The organism is Paenibacillus sp. FSL R7-0210 (assembly GCF_038009085.1).
Classification (GTDB): domain Bacteria; phylum Bacillota; class Bacilli; order Paenibacillales; family Paenibacillaceae; genus Paenibacillus_AQ; species Paenibacillus_AQ silagei.
In genome coordinates, this window is record NZ_JBBPAR010000001.1 from 17,695 (window position 1) to 36,675 (window position 18,981).

14 protein-coding genes are annotated in these 18,981 nt (G+C 54.4%); 11 read left to right on the forward strand and 3 right to left on the reverse strand.

From position 1 onward, the window contains the following. Positions 1–360 precede the first annotated feature (360 nt). The 3 genes from MKY64_RS00145 to MKY64_RS00155 all read right to left on the reverse strand — a co-directional run bounded on the left by MKY64_RS00145 (position 361) and on the right by MKY64_RS00155 (position 4,132). The gene (locus tag MKY64_RS00145; RefSeq protein ID WP_076085619.1) at positions 361–750 is read right to left on the reverse strand and encodes a hypothetical protein; all 390 of its coding nucleotides are present in this window, start codon (positions 748–750) and stop codon (positions 361–363) included. 185 nt (positions 751–935) lie between these two features. After that, the gene (locus tag MKY64_RS00150) at positions 936–3,176 is read right to left on the reverse strand and encodes a helix-turn-helix domain-containing protein (RefSeq protein ID WP_340950366.1); all 2,241 of its coding nucleotides are present in this window, start codon (positions 3,174–3,176) and stop codon (positions 936–938) included. A 200-nt stretch (positions 3,177–3,376) separates the two neighbouring features. After that, on the reverse strand, positions 3,377–4,132 hold the full coding sequence (locus tag MKY64_RS00155) for an AraC family transcriptional regulator (RefSeq protein ID WP_076085625.1): 756 nt from the start codon (positions 4,130–4,132) through the stop codon (positions 3,377–3,379). 326 nt (positions 4,133–4,458) lie between these two features. On the opposite strand from MKY64_RS00155, the gene MKY64_RS00160 reads away from it, so the two are divergent. The 11 genes from MKY64_RS00160 (at position 4,459) to MKY64_RS00210 (ending at position 18,966) form a co-directional block, all read left to right on the forward strand. Further along, entirely contained in the window at positions 4,459–5,598 is a 1,140-nt protein-coding gene (locus MKY64_RS00160; protein ID WP_340950369.1) for a BMP family ABC transporter substrate-binding protein, read from the forward strand. 40 nt (positions 5,599–5,638) lie between these two features. Beyond that, positions 5,639–7,201, forward strand: coding sequence for an ABC transporter ATP-binding protein (locus tag MKY64_RS00165; protein WP_340950370.1), 1,563 nt, complete (start codon positions 5,639–5,641; stop codon positions 7,199–7,201). Further along, the gene (locus tag MKY64_RS00170; protein WP_036731087.1) at positions 7,194–8,240 is read left to right on the forward strand and encodes an ABC transporter permease; all 1,047 of its coding nucleotides are present in this window, start codon (positions 7,194–7,196) and stop codon (positions 8,238–8,240) included. Before MKY64_RS00165 ends, MKY64_RS00170 begins: the two co-directional genes overlap by 8 nt. After that, complete coding sequence (locus MKY64_RS00175) at positions 8,237–9,175, forward strand: ABC transporter permease (protein WP_209878968.1); 939 nt, start codon at positions 8,237–8,239, stop codon at positions 9,173–9,175. Before MKY64_RS00170 ends, MKY64_RS00175 begins: the two co-directional genes overlap by 4 nt. Positions 9,176–9,432: 257 nt before the next feature. After that, the gene (locus MKY64_RS00180) at positions 9,433–10,389 is read left to right on the forward strand and encodes a nucleoside hydrolase (RefSeq protein WP_340950373.1); all 957 of its coding nucleotides are present in this window, start codon (positions 9,433–9,435) and stop codon (positions 10,387–10,389) included. Between the two features lie 3 nt (positions 10,390–10,392). Beyond that, a complete protein-coding gene (locus MKY64_RS00185; RefSeq protein WP_340950374.1) occupies positions 10,393–11,790 on the forward strand; it encodes an ADP-ribosylglycohydrolase family protein in 1,398 nt (465 codons plus the stop codon). A gap of 187 nt (positions 11,791–11,977) precedes the next feature. Then, the gene (locus MKY64_RS00190; RefSeq protein ID WP_340950375.1) at positions 11,978–12,196 is read left to right on the forward strand and encodes a hypothetical protein; all 219 of its coding nucleotides are present in this window, start codon (positions 11,978–11,980) and stop codon (positions 12,194–12,196) included. A gap of 764 nt (positions 12,197–12,960) precedes the next feature. Continuing rightward, positions 12,961–13,797, forward strand: coding sequence for a sporulation protein YunB (gene yunB / locus MKY64_RS00195; protein ID WP_339257614.1), 837 nt, complete (start codon positions 12,961–12,963; stop codon positions 13,795–13,797). Between the two features lie 278 nt (positions 13,798–14,075). Further along, the gene (locus tag MKY64_RS00200) at positions 14,076–15,671 is read left to right on the forward strand and encodes a response regulator (RefSeq protein WP_339251000.1); all 1,596 of its coding nucleotides are present in this window, start codon (positions 14,076–14,078) and stop codon (positions 15,669–15,671) included. Next, positions 15,668–17,434, forward strand: coding sequence for a sensor histidine kinase (locus MKY64_RS00205; RefSeq protein ID WP_339250998.1), 1,767 nt, complete (start codon positions 15,668–15,670; stop codon positions 17,432–17,434). The genes MKY64_RS00200 and MKY64_RS00205 overlap by 4 nt, the downstream gene beginning before the upstream one ends. Before the next feature lie 128 nt (positions 17,435–17,562). Continuing rightward, positions 17,563–18,966 (forward strand): ABC transporter substrate-binding protein, encoded by a 1,404-nt coding sequence (locus MKY64_RS00210; RefSeq protein ID WP_339250996.1) that lies wholly within the window; start codon positions 17,563–17,565, stop codon positions 18,964–18,966. The last annotated feature ends 15 nt before the right edge of the window (positions 18,967–18,981 follow it).

Consider the following 18,981-nt stretch of genomic DNA (forward strand, 5'->3'; position numbering starts at 1 on the left):
TTGTGTCCGGATTTTTTGATTTTACCTTAGCGGTGAAAATCCGGACACAAAGGCGAACGCTCCGCTTCTCCACATTCATTCCGTTTTCTCCGCTGTTTAAGCGCTGGGCACACCTGCGTCAACCCCGGCCCTCTTGCCGCGTCAGCCCCCGGCTTCCGGGGCAGGTGGGGAGAGCAGAAGAGCCCGTCTCCACGAATCTGGAGACGGGCTTGAGGTGAAGCGTACCCTAGCTTCTCCGTGCACACGGAGAAGGGCTTGGTGTTCCACCAAAGCGAACAAAAGAAGGCTTGGTGTCCCACCAAAGCGAACAAAAGAAGGCTTGGTGTTCCACCAAAGCGTTACCATGGATGATAAAGTGTGCTATCTAGTCAATTCTATGAAAAATTGCTGTAAGTCCAGTTCTGATTTTATATTTTCAATTACGTTTTTTAGTCCAGGGACCCACAGCAGAGTGTCCTGCCGAATATAGTTTAATACTATGGCACAACTCCGTTCAAACTTTTCAATATGCGGACTGTGTTCATTTGTCAAAACATTTCTGACCTCTTCTGCTAAATTCATATAATCTGAGTTAATGTGATCCTGTTTACTAATTTCAGCAGGTTTTAATTTGGACCACACATAAGCTCCTCCTTCAACAACTGCTTCTGATCCCTCTAAATATTCCAGGAATGAATCCTCATTAATAAATTCATCGATCCGCTCCTCCAGACCTTTGAAAGCTTGGACAAAATTAATAACGTCTTCCAAAAAAGACACCTCCCGGATAAATAAGAAGATATGATTTTTGCTTGCTGTACAATTTCCTCAGTTAGCAAAACAATCTTATGTGATTTTAGTATATCGTGTTTTTTAACATTTTCAATTGTGAAAATGTTAACAAGTTGAATCTAAACTGGGGCCACGGCCCCAGATCGAAAACTTACAAATACGATTTATATAGTCCGCACGCTCTTTAAACGCCGGTAGTCGGTAGGCGTCGTACCGAAGCTGCGCTTGAACATCCGGTGCAGGTAGGAGCTGCTGGTGAAGCCGCAGCGCTCGGCGATCGCGGTGACGGGCAGGTCGGTGTTCTCCAGCAGGGCGCACACTTCGCGCATCCGCACCTCCAGGATGACATCGACGATGCTGTTCATGGTCTGTTGCTTGTAGAGGCGGCTGATATAGATGGGTGACATGTCCAGTTCATCGGCGATCTGGTTCAGGCTCAGATGAGGCTTCATGTAATCCTCATTGATCTTGGCGTTGATCTGGCAGATGAGGTCGTGCTGCTTGGTGTTCTTTTTGCCGGCCAGCTGCTCCTGCAGGGTATGGAAGAGGGCGGTGAAAGCCTCCTCGAGCTCCTCTATCGTCTCGATAGCGTCCAGGCTCGGCAGCTCGGCCATTCCATCGATTTGTAAGCGGTTACGCTTCTGGATAGTGTTCACGATCTCTCTAACGGTGACGCTGAGCCTGGACACGGTTAGCTGCGCGGTCTGGTAAGGGAAGGCCCCGGTCTCGCGGATCATCGCGCTGAACTGCTCGGCGGCGTCCGTCAGCTTGCCGCTCAGCAGCGCATCCGCTAGTCTCTTCTCCTTGTCAGCCGGATAATGATAAGTGCTGGACTCCAGCGCACAGATGTCCCGGGCATTCAGGATACTGCCATGCCCATAGAACAGGCGGTGATTCGACGCCTCGCGGACCTGCTGATAGAGCTGATGCAGATGGCTGGCATTACGGTCGATATGGCTGTAGGTCAGGGTAAGACTGATCTTCAGATAGTCGGAGCAGGCCTGCTGAATCTGCCGGAGCAGGGCTTCGATTAGGCCGGTATCCGTATATTCGACGGGATCGATAATGTTCAGCAGCACCAGAATCCCGTCATCGTTCATATCCACAGTCTCCACGCGGTAGGTCTGGCCGCAGATTTCGGAGGCGATGTTCATAATGGCGAATTTAGAGGCCAGCAGATAAGAGGAGCGGGCTTCCCGGAACTCCCGGTAACGGTCAATCCGCAGCAGGATCAGCCGGTAATCATCATTGAAGGTGAAATGAATGCCGAGCTGGCGCAGCTTCTCTACCTGCTGCATGGACTGCAACGGCTTCAGGCCGAGGATCAGGTCCCGCAGTGTATTTTGCCGGATCATGAACATGCTGTCGCGCTTCTCGGTCTCCAGAATATGCATCTCGCTGACAATCCGGTTCATCGGCAGGTAGAGGCTTCTGGACATGATCCAGGAGAGGCCGATGCCGGCCACCAGCACCAGACCTGCGATCAGTAAGGTGGTGTTGCGGATGTTGTTGGTCTGCTTCGTAATGATCTCATACGGCGTAATTCGTACATACTGCCAGCTTAAATCATCCGGTGCCGTATAAGAGATCAGCGAGTTCACGCCCCCGAAGGGAGCGATGAAATACCCGGCCTCCCGGCCCTTGATCCGCTGCTCGATGAATCCTGCTTCCTCCGGGGTAAGCTCCTGCTGCTTCAGGCTGTTGCTGGAGCGGAAGGCGCCCTGATCATCCAGAATATAGGTCGCGCTGGTGGAATCCGCCGGGCTGGCGATCTCTTTGTTGATCCACGGAGCCGAAATATTCACAATCACCGCCGAATTAATGGCCCGGTCCCAGCCGATCGCATCCAGACACAGGAAGGTGTAGGCACGGACCTGATCGTTCTCCTGTGCGCCGTTGGAATAGACTCTGGGAATGGGAGTGAACGCCTTATAGTTCTGATAGTGGCTCAGGATATCCAGAATGGAGGTATCGACCAGCTCCTTCTCGTTATACACACCGTTCTGACCATGGGAGGAGGCAACATACAGCTGTCCGCCCTTGGGATTATATACATAGATGGATTCAATATAAGGCATGGAGCTTAGATAGTTGCCCAGCTCGGACATGGCGGCGGTGACATCGTAGATGTCCGGCTTATCGTAGAACACGATTTTGGAGATGGTGCTGTTGCGGTAGATTTGAAAAGAAAGCGATTGCGCAGCATCCGTCATGTTCACGACCTCGCGGCTGGTCTGTGTGAGGTTGCCTAGGTCGGACTGGAAGGTCTGTTTCTTTTCTACGCCGATATAGTAGTTGTAATAAATGATGGTGGAGACCAGAAAGGTTAAGGAGACGCAAAGCGTAATGCTGACTAGCAGTCTGCTGTACAATGCCCGTTGATTGCCGATCTTGTTCAGTCTCATCCAAAGTAGCCCCCTGACTCACTGTGTATTCTTGCGGGTACCGTCCTTGTCTTAAATGTTCATAGTACGATTATAAGCTCCAGCCTATGAACAGGACAGTAGAACAAGCTTACAACTGTGAACAGGCCGGACCCCTGCGCAGTGAACAAATGCAAGATTCGTGTACAAAAGCTACTTGTGACAGGGGAGGGGACTATTCCCTATATGACTCTGCTCTGAATGCGGAAGGTGCGCGGGGAGAGGCCGATCTCCCGTTTGAACATATTGCAGAACTGGGCGTCGTTGACGAATCCGGCTGCAGCCGAGACCTCGGAAATATGCATTTGGCTGTGCAGGAGAAGCGACTTGGCATAATCCAGGCGTTTTAGTAAAAGATAACGGTGGGGAGAGTGCATGAACCGCTCCTTGAACAGATGCCGGAAGCGGTCATAGCTGTAACCGGACATCTCTGCCAGCGAGGCCACCGAGAGCTTGTGGCGGTAATGCTCGTTCATATAATTGAGCACATACTGCATCTGATCCTCTGCCGGGGAATGGAAATCGGAGGCGCTGAGCAGCCGCTGGAGATAGACGGTAATTTCACTCATCTGCAGATTCAGCAGCTCGCTGAACCCGTCGCGCTTGCGCTTGAACTCAGCGCTCATCCGCTGCAGGGTCTGTAGTACTGTGTGCTCTTTATCGTCGTCAAACACACCGGACAGCGAATTAATCACCGGGTTGCCGCAGTGGAAGCCGACGAACAGCACCTCCGGGCTGGGCTGATGATTCTCATCATGCTTAAAGCCTGCCGGAATGAGGGCGAAGGTAGAGGGCCGGAAGTGATAGCTGCGCTGGCCGATGCTGCAGGTGCCCTGACCGTGGATGTAATAGACAAGCTCGAAGCACTCATGCTGGTGCGGAGGGATATAGGTACCTGCTTCATGTTCTGCATTTACAATATATAGGACACGATCCATGATGAGCCTCCCTTGATCGTCATTTAGCCGAATCGTACAAAAACATGACCGAAAATATATAAATATTTATGTTTTCATTTGATATGATCTTATCAATAAAACCGAAGATTCTCAACTGGACTGGCCATCTTGTTCGGATATTTTACGGTTTTTTAGCGAAATGTAACATGAAATGTTTGGTTTTCAGAGTAAATTGCTTATTTTCAGAATTTCAACAGTCGCTTATTCATGCTGCCCGATTCGAAGGGACCAACAAAACGTGTAATTGGGATTTTATGCTATTCAGCAGGGTGGATCTATTACAAATAGGGGTGTGAACTTAGAACATGAAAAAGAAAATGCTCACTTTAATGTTGCTGGCAGTTATGGTACTGGTCGCTGCGTGCGGAAACAACAAGTCCGGGAACGGGAATGGTGCGACAGCAACTCCGGGAACGAATGAGGAAGGCGGCGCGGCTGCGGGGGACAAGCTCAAGGTGGTGCTGCTGATTCCGGGGACGCTGGGAGACAAGTCGTTTTTTGATGCGGCGAACAATGGTCTGCAGAAGGTGAAAAGCGAGCTTGGCGCAGAAACGAAGGTCGTGGAAATGGGCGCTGACAAGACGAAATGGGAGCCGACTTTTAATGATATCGCTGCTGAGGATTGGGATGTTGTCATCTCCGGCGGCTCGGAAATTACAGAAATGTTCAATGCAACGGCAGAAGCAAATCCCGATAAAAAATTCATCAACTATGACACCGACATCGAGGAAGCGCCTGCCAATATGTACAATATGTCTTACTCGACCAATGAGGTCTCCTTCCTGGCCGGAGCGGCTGCGGCGCTTGCTACCCAGTCTGATATGCCTAATGCCAACAAGGACAATGTGATCGGATTCCTGGGCGGAATGGACATTCCCGGCATCAATGCTTTCCTGGTCGGTTACATTCAGGGAGCACAGTATGTTGATCCGGAAGTGAAGGTAGCGGTCTCTTATGCCGGAGATTTCGTGAACCCTGCCAAAGGCAAGGAATTGTCGCTGATCCAGTATAACTCGGGCGTGGATATTATCTTCAACGTGGCGGGCGGTACGGGCCTTGGCATTTTCGATGCAGCGAAGGAAAAGAACAAATATGCCATCGGGGTCGATTCTGACCAGGCGATGCTGCTGAAGGATACGGATAGTGCGAAGGCCAACCTGATCGTTACTTCTGCGATTAAAAAAATCGATTCGGCCATCCTTGGCGCAGTGAAGAAACTGCAGGACGGCACGCTTGAAATGGGTAAACGCGATGTGCTTGGCTTCGTTGAAGACGGCGTGGGCATTGCCGAGAACGAGATCTACAAGGCGGCATTCCCGGCGGAATTACAGACCAAGATTGAAGAAGTGAAGCAGAAGCTGATCAATAAGGAAATTAAGGTAGATAACGCAATGGGTATGGAGACCTCTGAGGTTGAAGCGATCCGTAATGCCGTTAAACCTTAAGGACATGAATAAAACTTTGGTTGAAAGGCGTTGATGACCCATGGCAAATGCTCTGCTGGAAATGCGGGGAATCACCAAAGTGTATCCGAACGGTGTGGTTGCCAACAAGGACGTTGAGTTCTCTCTGCGCGAAGGCGAGATCCATGCGATTGCGGGTGAGAACGGAGCCGGTAAATCGACTCTGATGAAAATTATGTTCGGAATGGAGAGCCCGAGCGAAGGCGGGCTCTATATCCGGGGAGAACAAGTGAAGCTGCAGTCCCCGCAGGACGCGATTGACCGCGGCATTGGTATGGTGCATCAGCATTTCATGCTGGTGCCTTCTTTTACGGTGGCGGAGAATATGGTGCTCGGTATGGAGCCGAAGAAGGGCGTTGGCTTCAATTATGCAGAGGCCGTGCGCCTGACGGAAGCAACTGCACGTAAATATAATCTATTAGTGAACGCCAAGGCGAAGGTGGAGGACCTAAGTGTCGGCATGAAGCAGAAGGTGGAAATTCTGAAGGCGCTGGTGCGCGGGGCCAAGATTCTCATTCTCGATGAGCCAACGGCAGTGCTGACTCCGCAGGAGACGGAGGAGCTGTTCCATGAGCTGCAGCAGCTTAAGGAGCAGGGACACACGATTGTGTTCATCTCGCACAAGCTGAAGGAGGTCAAAGCCATCTGTGACCGGATTACCATCATGCGCGGCGGCCGGAGTGAAGGCGTCTTCGATACTAAGGAAGTAACAGAGCAGGAGATCTCGCGGCTGATGGTTGGGCGGGATGTGGTGCTGAAGTATGACAAAAGCGATCTTCCCTACGGCAAGCCGGTGCTTGCGGTGGAAGGGCTGAGCGTCTCAGACAGCCAGGGCAAAGCGCTGCTCTCCGAGATCAGCTTCTCGGTCCGTGAAGGCCAGATTGTCGGCATCGCCGGCGTTGAAGGGAACGGACAGACGCAGCTGATCGAGGCGCTGACCGGCGGCCTGCGCGGGGTTGGCGGCAGCGGGTCGGTACAGGTGAAGGGGAAGGATGTTCGTGAGCTGGATATTCTGGACATCCGCAACCTGGGGGTATCCTATATCCCTGAGGACCGGATGCGCCAGGGCTCTGCCGGAGATGCAAGCATTGCCGACAATCTGATCTCCACGCGCTACCGTCAGAAGGATATGAATAAAGGGCCTTTCCTGCACGGGTCAAGAATTGCTGCGCTGGCCTCTGCGCTGGTGGAGGAATTCAAGGTGCGCTGCTCCGGCCCGCAGCAGCCGATCGGCATGCTGTCCGGCGGTAACATGCAGAAGGTAGTCGTAGCCAGGGAATGTTCCACGAATCCGCAGCTGCTGATCGCCGAGCAGCCGACCCGGGGCGTTGATATCGGGGCTGCCCAGTTCATTCACCAGAAGCTGCTGGAGCTGCGCTCGGCGAACTGTGCCACGCTGCTGGTATCAGCGGATTTGAATGAAATTCTGGAGCTGAGCGACAGTCTTCTCGTGATGTATGAGGGCCAGATTGTTGCCTATTTCGATAATCCGTCAGCAGTCGGTGAGGAAGAGCTGGGGCTCTACATGCTGGGAATTAACCGGCAGGACAAAGAGCAGACCGGGAGGGCCGCATATCATGTTTAAAGTCAAATATTTCGAGGCGATCCGCACAGCGGCGGTCATCGTCATTGCACTTATTATCGCGTTCCTGATTATCTCGCTGGTCAGTGATCACCCGGTGAAGACGATCGGAATCTTCCTCTGGGAGCCATTGTCCACGAAGGGCCATATCGGCAATGTCATTGAGATGGCGATTCCGCTGATGTTCACCGGCCTTGCGGTCTCCCTGCTGTTCCGGGCCAATATGTTCAACCTGGGAGCGGAGGGGATCTTCTATTTCTCCGGTGTCGTGACTACTGCGCTGGCGATTCATCTCAGCCTGAACAGCTGGTTCCATCCGGTAGTGGCGATTCTTGCGGGCTCGATCGTAGGGGCACTGCTCTCAGCCATCCCCGGTATTCTCAAAGCGAAGTGGAACGCCAATGAGCTGGTAACCTCGCTGATGTTCAATAATATCCTGTTTGGGGTCGGGCTGTACCTGCTGAACTATCATCTGCGGGATGCCAAGGCCTTTGCCAACGTTTCTTTTAAATTCGAGAAAACGGCCCAGCTCAGCAAGCTGTTTGCAGGGACGCGGATTCACACCGGACTTATTATTGTGCTGGTGCTTATTGTGCTGGCTCACCTGTTCCTGTACCGGACCAAATGGGGCTATGAGCTGCGGATGACCGGGGTCAACCGGGACTTCGCCCGTTATTCAGGCATGAAGACGGCAAAGGTGATCATTCTGGTCCATCTGATCGCCGGGTTCATTGCCGGTATGGGCGGCTCGGTGGAAGTGCTCGGGATGTACAGCCGGTTCCAGTGGACCTCCTTGCCGGGCTACGGTATGGATGGTGCTCTGGTGGCCATGCTGGCCAAGAATAATCCGTTCTCCGTCATTGTATCGGCGCTCTTCCTGGCCTATATCCGCATTGGCGCCGATATGATGTCGCGCCTCTCCGATGTTCCGTCCGAGATGATCTCGATCATTCAGGCTGTCATTATTCTGCTGATATCCGCTGAGCAGTTCCTTAAGTTCTGGAAGAACCGCATGCTGCTGAAGGAGGCGAAGGAAGCATGAACAGTCTGCTGAATGTCATTCTGACGACGGATTTTGCCTTCTCTGTCCTGCGTGTAACCACGCCGATTCTGTTCGCTGCACTAGGGGCGCTGATCTCGAACCGTGCCGGAATCATCAACATCGGGATGGAAGGGATCATGCTGGTCTCGGCGCTGGCCGGGGTTATTGTGAGCGCCTATACGCAGAGCGCCTGGGTGGGATTGCTTGGGGCGGTACTGTCGGGAACGCTGATTGCGGGCATTCTGGCTTTTTTCACCTTAAAGTTCAAGACCCACATTATTCTCGGCGGGGTGGCGATCAATATGTTCGCTTCCGGCGGTACGGTATTTATTCTGTATCTGCTGAGCGGTGACAAAGGCTCTTCCACCTCCCTGGCGAGTAAAGTGCTGCCTAGTATAGATATTCCGCTCCTGCAGGATATTCCGGTGCTGGGCCCGATTCTGTCGGGGCACCACATTCTGACGTATTTCTCTATATTGTCAGTGCTCGTAGTCTATTATCTGCTCAACCGTACACCGCTGGGGCTGCGTATCCGCTCTGTAGGCGAGAATCCGCATGCGGCCCAGTCAGTGGGCGTCAGTGTGGTCCGCATTCAGTACAGCGCACTGCTGCTCAGCGGCTTCTTCGCCAGTCTGGGCGGAGCCTATATGTCGATGGGCTACCTGTCGCTGTTCACCCGCGATATGATCGCCGGCCGGGGCTGGATTGCCATCGCTGCTGAATCCATGGGCCGGAGCACCACCGTGGGCACAGCGCTGACCTCACTGCTCTTCGGCGCAGCTGACGCGTTATCCAATGCCCTGCAGGTGCTGAAGATTCCGGCGGAGCTGATCGCTACGCTGCCTTATGTGGCAACGGTGATCGGTCTGATTATCTATGCGGTCTCGGAGACACGGAAGAAGAATAAGAAGCTGAAGGCTACTATTACGAAATAAACCAGGTAGATAAGACGCACGAAAGAAATTAACGAAAAGCAAAAAGAAGCGGAGGGGAAATTTGGAACTGTAGGAGCGTTAGCGATCGCCTTTGTCACCGGATTTCAACCTCGACGAAGAGGGATAAAATCAAAGAAATCTGGTGACAACAGCGGCCGGAAGTCCAAATGTTCACCGCAGTGACGACCAAGCTTGGAGTTCAACTCTTAAGTGCGTCTTATCTAGCCACTCACAACTAATACAAGGGAGCGACAACGATGCCAACACCTATCATTATTGACTGCGATCCGGGGCATGACGACGCGATTGCCATTCTGCTTGCGCTGGCACATCCGGGAGAGCTGGATATCCGGGGGATTACGACCGTTGGCGGCAACCAGATTCTGGATAAAATTACCGACAATGCGCTCAAGATTCTCAGCTTTGTAAATGCAGATATTCCGGTAGCCAAGGGCGCTGCGGCACCGCTGCTGGGCAAGCTTGTTACCGGAGAGGAAGCCCACGGGGAGTCCGGCATGGATGGCCCGGCGCTGCCGGCGAGCAAGTTCAAGCCCGTAGAGCAGGGGGCAGTAGAATTCATGCTGGAGATTATCCGCGCCTCGGAAGAGAAGATCACTCTGGTGCCTACCGCCCCGCTGACGAATATCGCCCTGCTGATTATGGCGTACCCGGAAGTGAAGGAGCGGATCGAGAAGATCTCTCTAATGGGCGGCGGACTTGCTTACGGCAACGTGACCCGGACAGCGGAGTTCAATATTTATGTAGACCCGGAGGCGGCGCGAATCGTTTTCGAATCCGGCATTCCGATTGTCATGAGCGGATTGGATGTGACAGATAAAGCGGCGATCTTCGAAGAGGAGATTCAGGAGCTGAAGACGCGCGGTCCCGTGTCCGTCATGGTCGGCGAGCTGCTGGATTTCTATTCGATCTACGGGAAGAAAATGGGCTTTGTCGGCAATGCGCTGCATGACCCTTGCGCCATTGCCTGGCTGCTGCACCCGGAGCTGTTCGAATCCGAGCACCTGTATGTAACGGTAGAGACCGAAGGCAAGCTTACCCGCGGCATGACCGTGGCCGACCGCCGCAAGAAGCCGGACCAGCCTGCGAATACGGAGGTACTGCTTGGTGTGGACCGTGCAGCCTTCATCAAATTGCTGTTCGATTCGTTGGAACGGTTAGACCGGCAGCTGGGGTCTCCGGCAGGAGAATCCTAACGGATGGCGGGCTGGGAACGTCTGCAGGAGACGGTAAGGTTCGAGCTGCAGCAGCGGATCGAGGAAGGCTGCCAGCCGGGCAGTCTGGCGGAGAAGCTGGATGCGGCCGGGAGCGATGAGGACAAGCTGATGGAGGTATACCGGGAGCTGATGGCACTTCCTGTATCCGCTGATTTTCCTTATAAGGAGCCTTCGGATCTGGCGGGGATCAGGCAGCTCCGTCCGGAAGGTCCGCGCAAGCTAGCGGTGGACTGGACGCCGGACCAGTGGCGGGACAGGTTCTACGGGGCCTGGCTCGGTCGGAGTGTAGGCTGCGCACTGGGCAAGCCGCTGGAATATTGGGATTACCTGTACGGGAAGGATGGCCGGACCGGCTGGGAGAATATCGAGCTGTGGTTCCGCGGTGCGGATGCTTGGCCGATTACAGGTTATACTCCTGAGCACTCCACGGCACGCGAGGAATATGGCCTCGGCTTAAGCGACTGGTCATTCACCAGCACGCGTGAGAAGATCAGCTACATGGAGAGCGATGACGATATTCGTTATACCGTGCTTGGCCTGATGCTGCTGGAGCAAAAAGGGTTGAACTGGGATTCCTGGGATATCGGCAAGCTGTGGCACGGGCATCTGACCTACAGTCAGGTCTGTACGGCGGAGACACAGGCCTATATGAACTTCGCTCAGGAGACCTCCCATCTGCACGGGGAGAAGCCGGCGGATTGGCCGCTGCGGCAGGAGCGGGTACGGATGCATCTGAATCCGTACCGGGAATGGATCGGTGCGGCGATCCGCGCGGATGCCCTGGCTTATGGAGCGGCCGGACATCCCGAGCTGGCAGCGGAGCTGGGCTGGCGGGATGCGTCGTTCTCGCATGTGAAGAACGGAATCTATGGCGAGATGTTCAATGCAGCCATGATCTCAGCGGCGTTCGCAGGCCTCAGCAACCAGGAGATTGTCCAGATCGGGTTGAGTGAGATTCCGCAGACGAGCAGACTGGCTAAGGATGTGCTGCGGGGAGTTGAAATTGCACAGCAGGCAGGCAGTGAGCGTGAGCTGGTCAGCACCCTCTGGAACGAGTTCAGCCATTACGACCCGGTGCATACGAACAACAACGCTGCCATTGTGGCCGCATCGCTGATCTATGGTGGCGATGACTTCGAGAAAGCGGTGGTCACCTCCGTATCTGCCGGAATGGATACCGACTGCAACGGGGCCACCGTCGGCTCCATTATGGGAGCGAAGCTGGGGGCTGCTAAGCTGCCGGTCCAATGGACCGCACCGCTGAACGATCTGCTGTATGCGGATCTGCCGGGCTTCCACCCGATCGCCATCTCTGAGGTCGCGGAGCGGAGCTATCAGGTGTTCCTGAAGCTGCGGGCGGAGCTGGGAGAAGAGGAATAGGGTTAAGACAGATACTAAAGTTATAGTTGAGCGCTTTTTATGAAGTCGCCCCGCACCGGATGTTTTCAGGTGAAAACATCCGGTGCGGTTGGGCGGCTTTTTTTGTTGATTAGGAAATTATGATTTGCGTCCGATGTGGATAAGTTGTGCATAAAGTTGGGGGTAAGTGTCTTGGAGCATCGGCAGGATGACTATATTCTGGATCAGTCATAGGAATGACTTCTCTGATTTCACCGAACAGCCGGATATGGTCGAAAAACCGACCACATTCGGTGCGGCAGAGGCGTGTGGGCCGGATATGGTCGAAAAACCGACTACATTCGGTGCGGCAGAGGCGTGTGGGCCGGATATGGTCGAAAAACCGACCACATTCAGTGCGGCAGAGGCGTGTGGTCCGGATGTATGAGTAAAAGCGAATCATGTGGCCACAGCCAGTAACAAATTTCGAGAAATCCTGCAAGAAGTGCAACAATGCTGCTCCATACAAGCGGCGGTGAGGGAGACAACCCTCAGAATGGATCAAATACAGGCTGAATATCGCAATGAATGGGACCAATTTCACTCGTTAGGGTGATCTGGTTCTTGGATACAAGCAAACACCAAAGCGAAAGCCCCACATTGTGGGGTTATTTTGCGTGTGCGCCGAATAGCCTATTAGTACAGGGAGCGGCTTGACCGCAGGAATGTCGGGAGGGACTGCAGGGCATGGGCAGAATCAGAAAATGGGGGAAACGGAGCGCAGGCGTACCGCTCTTCGGGCGTCTGCGGCTGCCGGACTTCAGCGGAAGCGGTCTGAGGGGGCCGGGCGGGCGCCGCCAGGCCTTCAAGGCCAAACCGTCCAGAGCGGGAATCCGGCCGCCGGGTGCGGGTTCGGGAGCAAGGTTCGAAGCGAAGCCTTCAAGACCCGGCGCGGGTCTGCCTGGCCGGAGCTGGGGACGGAGCGGGGGCTTCGTGGCGAAGCCCTCCAGGTCCGGCGTCCGGCTGGACGGGAGTGAAGCAGATTACGGGACTGCGAAGCCGTCCGGGAGAGCAGCGGGTGCTCCGGGCCAGCGGGTCTGGCGCAAGTCCGGGCGCGGCGGCGGCTTCCGCTTGTTCGGCAGCAGGGACGGGAAGCGTCAGGAAGCCGCCGGGGGCAAGGGGCAGAAGCCGCGCAGACGGGGCAGATTCTGGATCGTTCTGAGCCTGCTGCTGCTTCTGGCGGTGCTGCAGGGGCTGCGTTATGTGGAGCAGCACCTGAAGCCGCCGATTCTCCATCTGGCACAGATCCGGGTGAAGCAGATCGCCACGGAATCCATTAACAAGGCGATTACGTCCCAGGTGGCGGACGGCGGGAATGCTGAGGCGCTGATTGACTGGAAGACGGATAAGAGCGGCAAAATCTCCGGCTTCATGCTCAACTATAAGGAGCATATGCGGATTACCTCGCAAGCCGCCGAGGTGATACAGTCCACACTGCAGGAGCTGCATAACCGCAGCGAGCGTATTCCGCTGGGCCAGGCGCTTGGCAGCCCGCTGATTGCCTCCTTTGGACCCGATATTCCGATCAAGATCGAACCTCAGGGGGCCGTGAAGGTGGAGCTGAATACCCGGCAGCAAAATGCCGGAATCAATATGATTCTGGTTGAGGTCTATATTCACATTGTGACCGAGGTAGCGGTCGTAATCCCCTTTGACATGGAGCCGCAGGTGGTGGACACAGAGATCCCCGTCTCCTACCTGATGGTAGTCGGTGACGTTCCAATGTACTACTATGACAATCAGGGCAAGCCGGTCGGCGAGAACGGCAGCAGCGCCCCGGGCATCGCTATTCCGGCTCCTTCGCTGAACACTGAGAAGGGCAGCTCCGGCACGGAAGGCACACCTTCAGGCGGCGGCAACAGCAGCTCAGGCTCGGGCGGATCAGGCGGACATGCGGGCAGCGGGGAGAGCCCGACGCCTGCCGCAGGCGGCAACAATGCGCCGGATGCGTCCGGGGGAGGCGGAAATACGGGGGACGGGTCGGAGTAGGGGAGAAGCGGGGATAATGTCGGGGTAAGGGCTCCTGTGGTCATTTAATGGCTAAATGGGGGTCTTTTTTTATTGTGCCGGATGGGTTGATACGGGCTAATGCGGATAAAGTTCGGAATTAGTTGGCAGGCTGCCGGTGCGATGAGGACGATGAGGTAAGTATTCAAATCCACCTTTCCAATATGAATCCACTAGGAATGGACCGGAATGGCTTCTATAATAAGGGCAACGCTGCGGCTGAAAGGGGCTGTAAGCCAATCTTGGGGGGGCTGAGACTAATGAGAATATTGATTGTAGATGATGAGTCCAGACATCTTAGAGGGATGGTCAATCTGATCGGACGCCTTCGGCCGGAGGATCAGGTGGTGGCGGCGCAGGATGGCTTGTCCGCTATGGAAATGGTGAAAGCCCACCGCCCGGAAGCTATATTGACTGATATCCGTATGCCCGGAATGGATGGGCTTGAATTTCTGGAACGGCTTAAGCTTGAAGGTATCCGGACCAAGGTCGTAATGGTATCCGCTTACAATCTGTTCGAGTATGCGCAGAAGGCAGTTCATTATGGGGCTTATGATTACCTGCTGAAGCCGGTGGAGATTGACCAGGTAGCGGATGTCCTAAGCCGGATCGACCTTCTGCTGACAGCGGAAAAGAGGCAGCGCCGTGAAGAGGAAGAAATGCAGCACCGGCTTAAGCTCGCTTCTTCCGCCTATCTGAACCGGCTCATGCTGTCCTGGCTGAACGGCAGTGCGTCCTTGGCCGAGCTGGCGGAGCTGGACGGTTATGATTGGCTGCGGGAGAGCGGTGTCGCAGTGTATTCGGAGCTGAACTCCTGCCAGGACAGCGGGGAGAGACAGGACAGCGGCGTGTTCATCCGTGCTCTGGAGCAGGCCTGGGGCAGGTGGGGGGAAGCCATCACCATTCCCTTGAGCGGGATGACGGAGGACGGCCCTCTTGCCGCCGTTACCTTGATTACCCTGGAAGCCCTTACCGGGGACAAGCGGGAAGAAGCCCGGTCCATTGCCCGTTCCTTGGCGGCGGATTGGGCGCATACCGGACAGCTCATCCACGGGATTGGCCCGGAATGCCGTTCCCTCCGGGAAGAAGCGCCGCGATCCTATCTGGCAGCCAGAACGGCCAACAGTTACAACTTCTATGATTTCCGGCAGGGGCTGCTGTTTTCAGATGAGATCAGGTTTTCTTACCGCGAGGCCGTTCCTGACTGGAGCAAGGTCTATGAGGCGTTGAAAATGGATGATGCTGCGCTTGTTCTGGAAGCTTGTGTGGAAGCCCTCTGCCAGCTTGCAGACGGTGGACATGCCAGCCCTATGCTGCTGAAGGAACAGGCATCGCTAATGCTGCTGCAGATCCGGAGTGAGCATCAGGACATTCTGGATAAGAGAGCGCAGCAGATGCTGACCGGTACGGCTACGCTGCTTATCCGCTCATGCCGCTCGTACCCGGAGCTGGTGGCCCAGTTGGGGCAGGCACTCCGGGAAGCGCATTTGGCCTTAACCGTATCCCGGCAGGATCAGGGGGAGAGCATGATCGCTGAATGCCTAAGCTGGATACAGCAGCATATGAAGGAGGAGCTTACACTGGAGCGGGCAGCTGAGCATTTCCATTTTAACCCCTCTTATTTCAGTACACTGATCAAGAACAGGACGGGAAAAACGTTCTCGGAGCATGTGACGGCGGCCCGGATGAAGCGGGCCAAGGTACTGCTTGCCGGGGAGCCGCTCCGAATATATGAGATATCCCTGGAATGCGGATTTCAGGATACGAAATATTTTTGCCGCGTATTCAAGAAGTATTACGGCATGTCGCCCAAAGCCTATAAGCATGCGCTGTCGCAAAGGAAACGTGAGGCATGAAGATCACCTTCCGTTACCGGCTGCTGGCCAGCTATATTCTGCTGATCGCCATTCCCCTGCTCGTTCTGGGGGCTTTATTCTACCGGACCAGCCTGAAGATTATCACAGAGCAGGCGCAGAAGAATGTATATGAGATTGTCAGGAAGAATAATGAAGTCATGGACACCAAGCTGCGGATCGTGGACCAGAACAGCATGTCCTTGTTCCTCGATAAGGATCTGTTCCGCATCTTCAACCAGCTGGACCCCGCGAATGAAGCGGAGCTGTTCGCAGCCGACCGGCAGGTGACGGCTGTGCTCGGCAAAACCTTTTCCCAGAACCAGGATATCTTTGCCTACCAGCTATGGACCTCCTACTTCACCTTCGGACAACCCCTGCCTCAAGGAGAACCGACGCAATCGGATATATACCGTATGGCCCGGCAGGCGGGAGGGAAGCTGGTATGGATACCTACTTATGAGTTCGCGTCCATGTTCAACCAGTCCTATTTGCAAGGCGGGAATCTGGAGTTCCGTTATCTCTTCTCGGCTACACGCCTGCTGGATTTCACCTATCTGAGCAATACGAAGCTTGCCAAAATGGATGCCGGAGTGGAGCGCCCCGTACTTGCCATAAGCTTCAAATCCGAGGTGCTTAAATCCTTGTATGCAGACAGCCTTCCGGGGAACTCGCGCTACATGGTGCTTGATCCGCAGGACAGGGTAGTCGCCAGCAGTGAGCCGGGTCAGGTTGCACAGATCTATAAGGAGGCAGGGCTGGACAAGCTGCAGCGGGAGAACAGCGGGGCACGGAGAATGAAGCTGGACGGCGAAGCGGTGATCGTCTGCTTCGACCGTTCGGAGGTGACCGGCTGGATGTCTGTGGTGTGGATACCAGAGGCAGGGCTGGTGAGCAGCCTGGTGCCGGTGATCCGGACATCTATTACTGTACTGGCTGTTGTGATGGGGATTGTGGCTCTGATCCTCGCTTATTTCATTGCAGGTAAAATCACTAAGCCCATCAAGCGGCTGCTCAGCGCGATGAGATCGGTGGGCGAGGGAGATTTCCAGACCCGCGTGGATGTGGTGAGCCATGACGAGTTCGGCGTGCTGACGCAGCGCTTCAACCGGATGAATGACCGGATTCAGCTGTTGGTGACGGAGAATTACGAGATCAAGCTGAAGGAGAAAGAGGCTGAGATACAGGCGCTGAATATGCAGATGCATCCGCACTTCCTGTACAATACGCTGAATGTGATGAACTGGACGGCAATTGAGAATGATCAGCAGGAGCTTAGCAGGATGCTTGTCTGTCTGTCCAACATGCTGCATTATACCTCCCGGAAGACATGGGACGCCGTACCTTTGTCCGAAGAGATGAGCTGGATGAGTAATTACTTCTATATTATGTCAATCCGCTTCGAGGACAAGTTCACCGTGGAGTATGATATGGACCCGCGGCTATTGGCGTACGATGTGCCGAGACTGCTGTTCCAGCCCTTTGTGGAGAATGCGATTCTTCACGGCTTCGATCAGATCGGCTCTGGCGGACTCATTGGAATCCGCGGCTGGATTAACGGCAGAACCCGGCATTACGAGGTAGCTGACAACGGCCGGGGCATGAGTGATGAGACGATACACAGGATTCTTTATCAGAAATCTTCCTCCGTGGGCATTAAGAATACTATTGACCGCATTCAGATGACCTACGGCGGCGAGTACGGGATATCCATCTTCTCGACTCCGGGGACAGGCACGAAGGTAGTGATTACTTTGCCGCTATAAGCCAATCCCGGTCCACCAATCCAAAGAGATTAGGGTTATGTAAGCGCTATCTTATATTTTATAATAAAGACATCATAGACTGCAGCTATGAACCCGTTGAACTTAGAAATCGAGAGGGGCTTCCGAATATGTCGCAACCCAGGAAATCAGTCTTCATCACATTGGCTCTGGTTCTGATGCTTGCCGCCGTGCTGTCTGCGTGCTCAAAGTCTAATACTGCAAGCCCTGACACTTCCGCATCTTCCGGGAATTCCGGATCGAAGGAGAATATTAAGCTGCGGATGACGGTCTGGGGCTCGCCGGAGGAAGTGGCTCCTTATAAAAAAGCGATTCAGAATTTCGAGGCCAAGCATCCGAGCGTCAAGGTCGAGCTTCAGCATATTGCCGCCGATTATGATACTAAGCTGACGACCATGGTCGCCGGGAATGATGTTCCGGACATTGCCATGATGGAATCGGGCACCATTGCTTTTCCGATGGCGGAGCAGGGCAAATTCTATAATCTTCAGGAATTCCTGGATACGGATGCCGACATCAGTCCGGATACACTGGTTCCCAATATTACCTATTCCCTGGAGCCGGGCAATGTTATCGGAATCGGCCCCGGCCCCGAATCCTTCGCCTTGTTCTACAATGAGGATATCTTCAAGGACGCCGGTATTGAACCTCCTCCGTCCAATGTGGCGGATGCCTGGACCTGGGATGAATTCGTCGAGGTTGCCAAGAAGCTGACCGTGGACATGAACGGCAAAACAGCGGACCAGGAAGGCTTCGATCCGACCAGAATCAAGCAATATGGAGCAAATATCTCCACCTGGTGGGGGGTGTACAGCAACTTCATCTATTCCAACGGCGGGGATTTCATCTCTGCAGACGGTAAAACCTTCGGGCTGAACCAGCCGGAGGCGGTGGAGGCGCTCCAGAAAATATCCGACCTGATGAATGTCCACCATGTCTCTCCTTCACCAGTGCAGTCCAAGAACATTCCGGCCACCAATGTGGCGCTCCAGACCAAAAAGGTAGCGATGACGGTAGACGGGCAATGGGCCAGTGCAGGCCTCGCCCAGTCGAAGTTCAACTTCAATGTCGGGGTCATGCCTGTAATGAAGGAGCCGGTCACCACCGTGGTCTGCGGCATGTTCTCCATTTTTAAATCCACCAAGCATCCCCAGGAGACCTGGGAGCTGCTGAAGGCGCTGCTCGATCCCGAAGCCTCCATTGACATGCTTACAGCCGGAACCTGGATGCCATCTCCCAAGGACTGGTACACCGATCCTGCGCTACTGGCCAAATGGACGGAGAATCTGGACGCCAGACCGTCCGGCTATAAGGAAGCCATTGTCGATGTGATTCTGACCAAAGGGCATCAGACCCCGACCGGCTATGTGAAGAATTTCAACAATATTATGGACTTGGTCAATCCTGCGCTGGATAAGGTGTGGCTCGGCCAGCAGACGGCCCAGGAAGCGATGGACTCCATCGCGGCAAAGGTCCAGGCCCAGATTAAGGGACGGCGCGATATCAAGGAATAATCAACAAGACTGGAG

Coding starts and splice junctions, on each gene's coding strand:
- MKY64_RS00150 (WP_340950366.1), bottom strand. CDS start 3,176: ATGAGACTGAACAAGATCGGCAATCAACGGGCATTGTACAGCAGACTG.
- MKY64_RS00155 (WP_076085625.1), bottom strand. CDS start 4,132: ATGGATCGTGTCCTATATATTGTAAATGCAGAACATGAAGCAGGTACC.
- MKY64_RS00160 (WP_340950369.1), top strand. CDS start 4,459: ATGAAAAAGAAAATGCTCACTTTAATGTTGCTGGCAGTTATGGTACTG.
- MKY64_RS00165 (WP_340950370.1), top strand. CDS start 5,639: ATGGCAAATGCTCTGCTGGAAATGCGGGGAATCACCAAAGTGTATCCG.
- MKY64_RS00170 (WP_036731087.1), top strand. CDS start 7,194: ATGTTTAAAGTCAAATATTTCGAGGCGATCCGCACAGCGGCGGTCATC.
- MKY64_RS00175 (WP_209878968.1), top strand. CDS start 8,237: ATGAACAGTCTGCTGAATGTCATTCTGACGACGGATTTTGCCTTCTCT.
- MKY64_RS00180 (WP_340950373.1), top strand. CDS start 9,433: ATGCCAACACCTATCATTATTGACTGCGATCCGGGGCATGACGACGCG.
- MKY64_RS00185 (WP_340950374.1), top strand. CDS start 10,393: ATGGCGGGCTGGGAACGTCTGCAGGAGACGGTAAGGTTCGAGCTGCAG.
- MKY64_RS00190 (WP_340950375.1), top strand. CDS start 11,978: ATGACTATATTCTGGATCAGTCATAGGAATGACTTCTCTGATTTCACC.
- MKY64_RS00200 (WP_339251000.1), top strand. CDS start 14,076: ATGAGAATATTGATTGTAGATGATGAGTCCAGACATCTTAGAGGGATG.
- MKY64_RS00205 (WP_339250998.1), top strand. CDS start 15,668: ATGAAGATCACCTTCCGTTACCGGCTGCTGGCCAGCTATATTCTGCTG.
- MKY64_RS00210 (WP_339250996.1), top strand. CDS start 17,563: ATGTCGCAACCCAGGAAATCAGTCTTCATCACATTGGCTCTGGTTCTG.